The sequence below is a fragment of the Caballeronia choica genome (assembly GCF_001544535.1).
In the GTDB taxonomy this organism is placed as follows: domain Bacteria; phylum Pseudomonadota; class Gammaproteobacteria; order Burkholderiales; family Burkholderiaceae; genus Caballeronia; species Caballeronia choica.
The window spans coordinates 1-584 of sequence record NZ_FCON02000608.1; the positions used below are offsets into that span (position 1 = coordinate 1).

The window sequence follows — 584 nt, forward strand, 5'->3', positions numbered from 1 at the left end:
CCACAGTGCCCACTTCGACGCCATCGAAGGGATTGGTGATCGAGATGAAGCCGGGCGATACGTCAATGGGGAATGCGTCATTCATTTCGGAACGCCTTTGGTCGTCTTTTCTTTCGAATGCAGAAAAAGTCAGAAGTCAGCGCGCGCGCACTCTCAACGCGTCTCGCTGCCGGTTTCCGTCTAGAGCGTAAGCGAGCCCTCCACGGATGTGACGCAAGAACCGCCGACGCTTACGGTACCGTTCGTATCCACGCTTATCTTGACTCGTCCATCTCGGCCTACGCAGCGTCCCTGAGCCGCCACGTACTCGGTTCCGCCGGGCGGCAACAGACCGCGCCTCCACTGGAAGGCGGCCACGCTGCCGTTGCCGCTTCCGCAGACAGGGTCCTCCTCTACGCCACATGACGGCGCGAAAGTACGCACTTCAATTGCCGCGTCGTCGCCATGCTCGCGAGCGCCGAATACGGTCAGGCCTGTGACGCCGAGGCGACGCTCAAGGTCAGCCAGTCTCGCGAAATCCGGCCGAAGATCCAGTACGGAAGCTGCATCGTTCAGTTGCGCCACGATCCAGATGGCGCCAACGT

The 584-nt window shown here is 61.0% G+C and carries 2 protein-coding genes; one reads left to right on the forward strand and one right to left on the reverse strand.

What is annotated here, in order from left to right; genetic code table 11:
- A partial coding sequence (locus AWB68_RS50700; RefSeq protein WP_235028905.1) for a hypothetical protein occupies nt 1-184 on the forward strand: 184 nt, incomplete at its 5' end.
- Here AWB68_RS50700 and AWB68_RS45970 read toward each other — a convergent pair.
- Nucleotides 181-573: a PhzF family protein gene (locus AWB68_RS45970; RefSeq protein ID WP_327384572.1), complete on the reverse strand. Its 393-nt coding sequence runs from the start codon at nt 571-573 to the stop codon at nt 181-183. The two genes, AWB68_RS50700 and AWB68_RS45970, sit on opposite strands and share 4 nt — an antisense overlap.
- Nucleotides 574-584 lie beyond the last annotated feature (11 nt).